Annotated in this window: 7 protein-coding genes; 6 read left to right on the top strand and 1 reads right to left on the bottom strand. The window is 54.9% G+C overall.

Annotated features, from left to right (window positions below; genetic code table 11):
- The first annotated feature begins 434 nt into the window (after positions 1-434).
- From nikB to Q0482_RS01940, 6 genes are all read left to right on the top strand, one after another.
- Positions 435-1379 (top strand): nickel ABC transporter permease, encoded by a 945-nt coding sequence (gene nikB / locus Q0482_RS01965; protein ID WP_299142681.1) that lies wholly within the window; start codon positions 435-437, stop codon positions 1377-1379.
- Position 1380: 1 nt separating this feature from the next.
- Positions 1381-2208 carry a nickel transporter permease gene (gene nikC / locus Q0482_RS01960; RefSeq protein WP_299142679.1) on the top strand — a complete coding sequence of 276 codons (828 nt, stop codon included), beginning with the start codon at positions 1381-1383 and terminating at the stop codon, positions 2206-2208.
- An 811-nt stretch (positions 2209-3019) separates the two neighbouring features.
- Positions 3020-4597: an ABC transporter substrate-binding protein gene (locus Q0482_RS01955; protein WP_299142677.1), complete on the top strand. Its 1578-nt coding sequence runs from the start codon at positions 3020-3022 to the stop codon at positions 4595-4597.
- Between the two features lie 321 nt (positions 4598-4918).
- Positions 4919-5704: an ABC transporter ATP-binding protein gene (locus Q0482_RS01950; protein ID WP_299142675.1), complete on the top strand. Its 786-nt coding sequence runs from the start codon at positions 4919-4921 to the stop codon at positions 5702-5704.
- Positions 5701-6513, top strand: coding sequence for a dipeptide/oligopeptide/nickel ABC transporter ATP-binding protein (locus Q0482_RS01945; RefSeq protein ID WP_299142673.1), 813 nt, complete (start codon positions 5701-5703; stop codon positions 6511-6513). The genes Q0482_RS01950 and Q0482_RS01945 overlap by 4 nt, the downstream gene beginning before the upstream one ends.
- A gap of 324 nt (positions 6514-6837) precedes the next feature.
- On the top strand, positions 6838-8058 hold the full coding sequence (locus Q0482_RS01940; protein WP_299142670.1) for an S-layer homology domain-containing protein: 1221 nt from the start codon (positions 6838-6840) through the stop codon (positions 8056-8058).
- A gap of 60 nt (positions 8059-8118) precedes the next feature.
- On the opposite strand, the gene Q0482_RS01935 is transcribed toward Q0482_RS01940, so the two are convergent.
- A complete protein-coding gene (locus Q0482_RS01935) occupies positions 8119-9447 on the bottom strand; it encodes an MATE family efflux transporter (protein WP_299142667.1) in 1329 nt (442 codons plus the stop codon).
- Positions 9448-9750: the final 303 nt, after the last annotated feature.

Raw genomic sequence — 9750 nt, 5'->3', positions numbered from 1 at the left:
ACCTTTTGCCCGAAGGGTAAAGCCCCATCGCCTGCGGAGCGGGCGTTAACCTTCCCCTCAGAACCCTCTGCCCCTCACGCCCATCGGGCGTTTTTTATTTCTTTAAGCAGGAAAATATTATAAAGCAGAGCAGACTGATTACAGAAAATTTCAGCTTAATAAATCTATTCTGAGTAATTCATTGCAATACATTAAAATAAGTGTTATACTATTTCACGAAAAACCAATGATACCCAAGGGTGAGACGTTACGCCAAGAAGGACGCCGCCGGTATGATTGGCGATTGAAAGAGTATATTGGAAACGGCTCTTTATCTACTATGAGGGTAAAGTTTGCGCTATGATTTGTTATTTCTACAAGGTCCCAGTTTCCGGCCTTGCGTTTTTCGTGCCTTTTTTCAGTGTTTTCAGTTGACTTACAGGAGATGGTTGGATTTGGGAAAGAAGCAGTTGGCTATGCGTCTGGGGGAGATGGTGCTGGTCCTTTTGGGCATCAGCTTCATTACCTTCTGTCTGGTCATGCTGGCGCCGGGGGATCCGGTGCGGCAGATGATTGCCGGGAATGAAGATATTGTGGTGAGCCAGATAGAAATCGATGCTCTCCGTCATGAGCTGGGGCTGGACAAGCCATTCCTTTTCCAGTACCTGGACTGGCTGGGAAGGGTGCTCCACGGGAATTTCGGCTATTCCTTCATGATGAAGAAGCCTGTGGTGGATGCCCTTATGGACGGTCTGCCGGCTACCCTTGTGCTGGCAGCAGCGTCTACGATTTTCATGCTTGTCTTTTCCATTCCCCTTGGCATTTATACGGCGGTGAAGAAAAACAGCTGGTTTGACTACCTTGTCCGCGGTTTTTCCTTCCTGGGCGTATCGGTACCGAATTTCTGGATGGGCCTCATGCTTCTCTGGATTTTTGCTTTGAAACTGGGCCTTCTCCCCATCGTAGGCGGCAGCATTACCCCGGAAAACCTCATCCTTCCCATGGTAACGCTGGGCGTGGTTATGACGTCCAAGTATACCAGGCAGGTGCGGGCGGCGGTGCTGGAAGAATTGAACCAGGACTACGTCATGGGTGCCAGAGCCCGGGGCTTTTCGGAATCCCACATCCTCTGGAAGGAAGTGCTTCCCAATGCCCTGCTTCCTCTGGTGACCCTGCTGGGGCTGGCCTTCGGCTCCCTTCTGGGCGGTGCAGCGGTGGTGGAAATCGTATTTTCCTGGCCGGGCCTGGGATATATGGTGGTAGAAGCCATTACCTACCGCGATTTCCAAACCGTCCAGGCCATCGTCCTCTGGATCGCCTTCATGTACATGGTCATTAATCTGGTGGTGGATCTGTCCTACCGTCATCTGGATCCCCGGCTGAAGAAAGGAGGGCGGTAATATGGAAAATCTGGTGAAAGGATTTAAAGAACATCCCACCTTCCGCTTCACCACCCTGCTGGTGGTGCTGCTCATCGCTCTCATCGCCCTGGCACCGGTGCTGGCGCCCTACAATCCGCTGGAGGCGGTGATGAAGGACGCCAACCAGGCGCCTTCCATGGCCCACCTCTTCGGCACGGACAAGCTGGGACGGGACGTGCTGTCTCGCATTCTCTACGGCGGTGCCTACTCCCTGTCCAGCGTGCTGGCCCTGGTGGCCATTATCTTCTGCCTGGGCACCTTCCTGGGCCTGGTGGCCGGCTACTTCGGCGGCATCATCGATACGGTAATCATGCGCGTGGCGGACATGATGATTTCCTTCCCCGGCGTCATCCTGGCCATTGCCATTGCCGGCATTATGGGCGGCAGTCTGGTGAACGCCATGATCGCCCTGACCGCGGTGACCTGGACCAAGTATGCCCGCCTGTCCCGGTCCATGGTTTTGAAAATCAGGAAACGGGATTTCGTGGATGCCGCCATTGTCAGCGGCGGTACCAGTTCCCATATCCTCTGGACCCATATCATGCCCAACGTGGTGCCCATCCTTGTGATTACGGCGGTGTCCGATATCGGCGCCATGATGATGGAACTGGCAGGCCTGTCTTTCCTGGGCTTCGGCAGCCAGCCGCCGGCGCCGGAATGGGGCCTCATGCTGAACGAAGGCCGCCAGCAGCTGCAGACAGCGCCCTGGCTCATGGTCTTCCCGGGGCTTGCCATCTTCATTTCCGTAGTCATCTTCAACCTCTGGGGCGACGCCCTCCGGGATGTGCTGGATCCAAGGGATAATTAGTGGGCTGGTGTACTAGTGGGATAGGGGGACAGTGGGACGGCTGCCGGCTGTCGGCTATCCGCTGGCCGCTGGACTGTATTCCCGAAAGCAAGGGGGCTATGCGTTGTCATATGACTCTTTCGGTAAAGATAGAGAGGCCCATTCTGCCCCCTGAATAGGGGTGGCAAGGGAACTGGATTCGCAGGGGAGCGTCAGCGACCTGAGAATCCAGTGACACGCTTCCCTTTGGGGAAGTCCCGCTCAGCGGGATAGGGGGTGGCCGCCAAAGGCGGCCAATCATCGTAATGTGAATTTTGCTGATGAATCTAAAGATACAAGTTGAACCAGCCAGTTGCTAACTGCCATTTCCTCTACGCGTAGCGGCTCCTTTCCGCCGACAGGCGGCATATATAATCATTGCCCGAAGGGCAATCCAAAACCCTCAGCGGCCAAAGGCCGCTGTCAAACCTAAGAACCCTTGGGCCGTAGGCCCATCAAACTTAAGAACCTTTCCCCTCACAACCCTTCTACACAACCTGCCGCCGACAGGCGGTCTCAACCTGCGGCGTCAGCCGCGCCCCCCGTTCGCCCAAAGGGCGAACCCTATGAACCCTATGAACCCGGGCCACGCAGTGGCCCCATGGGCGATACCACAACCCTCGGGCCTGAAAGGCACGTCGCCCCTTTGAGCGGCAGCGAACATAACCCACCGCCGAAGGCGGTCACAACCCTCGGGGCGAAGCCCCGTCAACCCGGAGCCGCCCCGCGGCCATATAACATAGTTTTTCACGCCCCATGGCGTTTATTTCCATACAGAAAGGAAGCGTAACAGATGAAATCTATTTACAAGAAAGGTGCCCTGCTGGCAGCAGCAGCTCTCATGTCCTTTGCCCTGGCTGGCTGCGGAGGTTCTTCCTCCGGCTCCAAAACCGCCAAGGACACCCTCACCGTAGGGGTGACGAACTTTGCAGACAGCCTGGAACCGACAGACAACTACTACGGCTGGCAGGTCATGCGCTACGGCATCGGCGAATGTCTGGTTCATTTCGATGACAAGATGAATGCAGAGCCCTGGATTGCAGAAAGCTGGAAAGTGTCCGACGACAAAATGTCCTGGACCTTCAAGATCAGGGACATCAAATTCTCCAACGGCAAACCGGTGACCGGCGAAGCGGTCAAGAAATCCATCGAACGCACCTTTGCCAAAGCGCCAAGGGCGAAAGCCATGTTTGAACTGGATCACATCACCGCCGACGGTCAGAACGTGACCATTTACACCAAGAAACCGGTGGCTACCCTGCCGGGCATGCTGGGGGATCCCCTCTTCATCATTGTGGACACCGATTCCGACGGCAAAGTGGACTTTGCTAAGCAGGGCCCCGTCTGCACCGGCCCATACATGGTGAAGTCCTTCTCCAAGGCTAAGACAGAACTGGACGCCAACCCCAATTACTATGACAAGGTTCCCTTCGCTCACGCCCAGATCAATACCATCGATGACCCCAATACCCGTGCCATGGCTCTCCAGAAGGGTGAAATCGACGTGGCAGTGAACATTGCCCCCGGGGACATGCAGCTCTTCCAGGATAAGAATAAATTCACCATCAGCACCATTTCCTCCATCCGTGACGTACTGGCCCGCCTGAACGTGGCCAATGGCAAGCCCCTGGCCGATAAGAACGTAAGAAAAGCGCTCCTCCAGTCCCTGGACCGGGATACCTACTGCAAGGTACTGCTGAAGGACACCTTCACCCCCGGCGGCCCCCTCCTTCCGCCGTCCCTGGATTACGGCTTTGATAAGCTGAAAGCCGAATATCCGGACAACTATAATGTGGAAAATGCGAAGAAACTCCTGGCAGACGCAGGCTGGAAGGATACCGACGGCGACGGCTATGTGGACAAGGACGGCAAGAACCTGGAACTGGACTTCGTCTACTACAGCGGCCGTGCGGAACTCCCTCTCTTTGCGGAAGCTACCCAGTCCGACGCCAAGAAGGTGGGTATCAAGGTGAACCTGAAGAACGTGGACTACAACGTTCTTGACGGCATCGGTACCAGAGGCGAATACGACATGCTCATTTCCAACATCCTCACCGAACAGGCAGGGGATCCGGAAGTCTTCGTCAACATGTATTGGAAGACCAATGTCAACGGCAGCAACCCCCAGAACGGCTCCGGCTACAGCAACCCCGAATACGACGCCCTCTCTGACCAGCTCATTCAGGAATTTGACCCGGCCAAGAGAAAAGAAATCATCGAAAAGATGGAAAAAATCATCCAGGACGATGCAGCTACCCTCGTCTTCGGCTACCCCCAGACCAATATGATTGCCAATAAGAAAGTCAAGAACGCAGACATTAAGCCCTGCGACTACTACTGGGTAACCAAGGACATCATTCCGGCAGAATAAGCCTTTGGAGTCACTTACGGCGGTTGGCGATATTCCCGAAACCGCGAATGGTTAACGGGACCTTCGGCCCCCAAGGGCCGTCAACCCTTGGGACCGAAGGGCCCATCAAACCTGAGAACCCTCCGGTCAAAAGCCGTCAAACTTAAGAACGCTTTTCATTTATAACCTGCGGCGCCAGCCGCCACTACAATCCTCGGCCCAAAGGGCCGTCAAACTTAAGAACCCTCCGGCTGAAAGCCGGTCAAACTTCGGGCCCGAAGGGCCCGTCAAACCTCGCGCCCACAGGCGCGTCCAATGCATTCATCATTTACAGGAGCCAATATGCTGTTAGAAATCAAAAATCTGGGCATTGCCTATGGAAAGGCGGAGCCCGTTGTACGCCACGTTTCCTTTAGCCTGGATGAAGGAGAAGTCCTTGCCATCGTAGGGGAATCGGGGTCTGGAAAAACCACGGTCATCCGTGCTATCCAGCATGTGCTGCCCGGCGGCGGGCACATTGCGGAAGGGGAGATGATTTTCGAAGGAGAAAACACCCAGAAGCAGTCGGCGGAAAAACACCGCATGCTGGACGGCAGGGACGTGTCCATGATCTTCCAGGACAGCGGCGCCATGATGAATCCTATTCGCACCATCGGCGTCCAGTTCCGGGAGTACCTGGCCCTTCACGGCATGGCCGACGAGAAGGAAGCCCATGACCGCATGATAGAAATGCTCACCATGGTGCGCCTTCCGGATCCGGAGCAGATTCTCAAAAGCTACACCTTCGAACTCTCCGGCGGCATGCGCCAGCGCGTAGGCATTGCCATGGCCATGGCCTTCCACCCCAAACTCCTTCTGGCCGACGAGCCCACCAGTGCCCTGGACGTAACCACCCAGGCGGCCATCGTGAAGGAAATGATGGAAGTGAAAAAAAGGATGAACACCGCCATTATCATCGTCACCCACAACATGGGTGTAGCGGCCTACATGGCGGACCGCATTATGGTCATGAAACAGGGCCGGGTGGTGGAATACGGAAAGGCAGAAGACGTCATTTACCATCCGAAAGAAGATTACACGAAAATGCTGCTGGCTGCGGTGCCGGTACTGGGAGGTGAAAATTCATGAAAGGATACGGAGAAGAAATCCTCCGCATGGAGGAAATCGTAAAAACCTTCGACCTGGGCGGCGGGAAAACACTCACCGCCAGCGACCACGTGAATCTGAGCCTTCACAAAGGGGAGACCCTGGGTATCGTAGGGGAATCGGGCTCCGGAAAATCCACCCTGGCCAAGATCCTGACCCGCCTCTATACCATGGACAGCGGGCGGATCCTTCTTCACGGAAAGGACATAGCGCCGCTGAAGGGAGAAGAATTCCGCCAGGTCAGGAAGAACATCCAGATGGTATTCCAGGATCCCTCCACCGCCTTCAACCCCAAGCAGCGGGTGAAAGATATTATCTGCGAACCCCTTCTTAACTACGGCCTCATCAAAAAAGCGGACATGGGAGAAAAGGCAAGGGAAATGCTCCACCAGGTGGACCTGCCGGAAGACTTCGCAGACCGCTATCCCAACAACATGTCCGGTGGCCAGCGCCAGCGTATCGCCATCGCCCGGGCCTTGGTGCTGAAGCCGGAAATCATCATCTGCGACGAAGCTACCAGCGCCCTGGACATGTCCGTACAGAAGACAGTCATCGAACTTCTCCACCGCCTGCAGAAAGAAACGGGCGTGGCATACATCTTCATCTGCCACGACCTGGCCCTGGCCAATATGTTCTGCGACAACATTATGGTCATGCACTGGGGAAAAGTGGTGGAAAAAATCCACGACCTGTCCGAAGCGAAAGACCCCTACTCCAAAAAACTCATGGCCTCCGTCTTCACCATCGAAGAAGGCAAAAACAAAGTCCTGTCGGACGAACTCTTTGGGTAGGAGCTGGTGAGCTGGTGAGACAGTGGGCTAGTGAGCTAGTGGGACAGTGGGACAGTGTGACAGTTTCCTGTCGGTAAGGAACACTATCGGTGCCATGCCGAGTAGGAAACTATCTGCCAACAGTTTCCTGCCGGTAAGAGATACCATCGGTGCTATGCCGAATAGGAAACTATCTGCCGACAGTTTCCTGTAGGTAAGGAATACCATCGGCGCCATGCCGGGTAGGAAACCATTCGCAAACAGTTTCCTGCCGGTAAGGAAAACCATTGGCGTCATGCCGGACAGGAACCCCATATTCATGTTGTATTCAAAGGAGAGTCTATTATGAAGAAAATCATGGCACTGGCTGCTGCGGCAGCCCTGACTGCCGGCGTTTCCGCCCTGGCAGCCAATCCCTTTTCCGATGTTTCCGCCGATGACTGGGCTTACCAGGCCATTTCCGACCTGTCTGACCAGGGGGTGGTAGAAGGCTACCCCGACGGCACCTTTAAAGGGGAAAGAAATATCACCCGTTATGAGCTGGCCCAGATTATCGCCCGCCTCATGGCAAAGGAAGACCAGCTGAACGCAGAGCAGAAAGCTGCCCTGGACAAGCTCTCCGGAGAATACGCCGATGAACTTGCAAACCTTGGCCTCCGCGTATCCAATCTGGAAAAGAAAGCGGGCAATCTGTACTGGTCCGGCGACGCTAAAATGTGGTATATTAACAACTCCAAGGAAACCCGCGCGGATACCTGGAAAGGCCGTATGAGAATCAAAGTGAAGGGCCAGGTGAATGACTCTACCTATGTACAGGGCCGTATCAAGAACCAGATGGATTTCAAAGGGGACGATATGTCCAAGACCATCATGGACTGGCTCTATGTGAATCATACCTTCGGCGATGCCAATGTGACCCTGGGCCGCATGCCTGTCACCATTTATGACGGCTTCATGTTCGACGCAACCCTGAAGGGGGCAAAACTGGCCTACGGCAGGAATGCATTTGATGCCTCCGTTTCCTTCGGACGTCTCATGAATAATGGATGGCTGTATGACTCCTCCACCTTCGATACTTTCCTGGCGGAAGCAGGCTATGACTTCGGCGCTGCCAAACTGCGGGCAGCCCATGTGAAGCTGCCGGGAGACAAGGGAAAGGGAACGGCCCATTTTGACAATATGTGGAGTACCCACCTTTCCATTCCGGTGGACAACTTCCGGATTTTCGGTGAATACTGGGATTCCAATGCCAAAAAGGCGGACAAGTCCTGGCAGGCCGGCCTGGGATACAGCAATTTCTCCATGAAGAAACCGGGCTCCTTTGACCTGAATGTGGCCTACAACAAGGTGGGCTATAATGCCAATCTGGACGGCACCACCTATGATACCGGGGAAGTATGGAACGGCATTCCCAAAGACAAGACCCTTGCCTACTGGAGCGTATTCGGCGATGTGGCCCTGCAGAAGAACGTGTCCCTCCACGGTGAATATGCCTTTGACATGGACAACCGGAAGGATGGATTTGACAGCAGCGCCTGGACACTGGCACTGAATTACAAGTACTAATCAAAAAAGCTGTGAGGAAATGACAATCATTTCTTCACAGCTCTTTTTCTTTTCAGGAAATCATTCTGCCGGAACAGGCTCTTTTCCCCTTGCCGCCAGCCGGCTTACCAGGAAGGAAGCGCAGGAAGCGCGGATGACCTGGTCAAGGAAAAGGGCGCACCAGGTGCCTGCGAGGCCCATGTCCAGCCCGTAGATGAAGAAGGCGGTGACCAGAGGGCGGAGAAAGGTAATGGAGACGAAGGAATAGGCAGCCACCTGTGGGGCCGCACCGCTGCCCCGAAGGATGCCGGCGCCCCAGAGGGCCAGGGCCTCCGGATAGCTCACGAAGGCGATAAAAACCATAATCACCGACGCCAGCGGGAGAAGGGACGGATCCGGCGAATAGAAGACGAAAATGGGATGGGCAAAAGCGAGGGTGATGCCGCAGGCGGCGGTGGAAAGGATAAGACACCAGAAGAGGCCGGTACGTCTGTAATGGTGCCAGTCCGCAGCGCTTCCCCGGCCCACGGCCTGCCCGGCGGTTACCATGCCCGCCTTGCCGAAGCCCATGATGAAATCGTAATACACATCACAGATATTCATACAGATACTGTGCACCGCAAAGGGCACCGTGCCAAGTCCGGCGGCCATGCGGGAAAAGAGCACCATGCCGATACGTTCGCTGCCCTGCTCGCTGAGCACGCTGGCAAAAAGAGGACCCACCTTTTTGAAATATGCCCTGTCCGGCATCCAGCGGCCGCCATGAAAGAAACCCTCCCGCTCCAGAAGATAATAGGAATAGAGGAGAGAAAAAAGCGTACCGGCGGCGGTGCCGAAAGCGGCGCCGGCAACGCCGAAGGCGGGCACAGGGCCCAGGCCCCGGATGAGGACAAAACTCAGGCAGGCATTCAGCAGATTGCCGCTGATATTGGTCTTCATAATGGACGACGTATCTCCCCAGCCCAGAAGCACCGACTGAAGAATCAGGGTGAGGGACGTGAAATACACCGCCAGCAGCGCCATGGGGCCGTACTCCATGGCCAGGGGCAGGTAATCGGCAGAAGCGCCCATGAGAAGGAATATGTCCTCCAGGAAATAGAAAAAGAGCACATGAAGAAGACCCATAAGAAGGGCCCCTATAACCAGGGACTTCTTCAAAAGGTCAGCGGAGAGCTCCCTGTCCCCGCGCCCTGCATGATTGCAGGCAGCCAGCGTGACGGCGGAAGCCAGGGAACGGGAGAAACAGAGAAGAATAAGCCGGGGCTGGAGAAAAATACTCACCGCAGCCACCGAAAAACTCCCCAGCGCTCCCACCAGGATAAGATCCGTAGAAGCCAGGAGAATCATAAACAGCCCCTCCAATGCGGCAGGCAGGGCGATTTTCAGATAGTGTCTGTCGTAGCAGTTCATAGGGTTCCTTAAAATACAACATGTTCATTAAAGTGAAATAATGTAACATTAAATAATTATAATAATATTATACAAGAAAATGAGAAACCGGGCAACTTGATGATTTCAAGAAGAGGGGGTGTAGGCTGGTGGACTAGTGAGACAGCTGTCCGCTATCCGCCATCCGCTGTCCGATGGGCGGTATTCCCGAAGGCAAAAGGGTTCCGCCTGCAGGGTGGGTTTGTTCAGAGAGAAGAGAAAAGGTTCTTAGATTGACGGGGCTTTCGCCCCGAGGGTTCTTAGGTTGTGCGCCAGTTCGGCGTG

Origin of the sequence: uncultured Dialister sp., from assembly GCF_937959425.1 — a bacterium.
GTDB lineage: Bacteria > Bacillota > Negativicutes > Veillonellales > Dialisteraceae > Dialister.
Note: the sequence above shows the minus strand (reverse complement) of the source record. Positions and strands in the feature narration are given on the sequence as shown.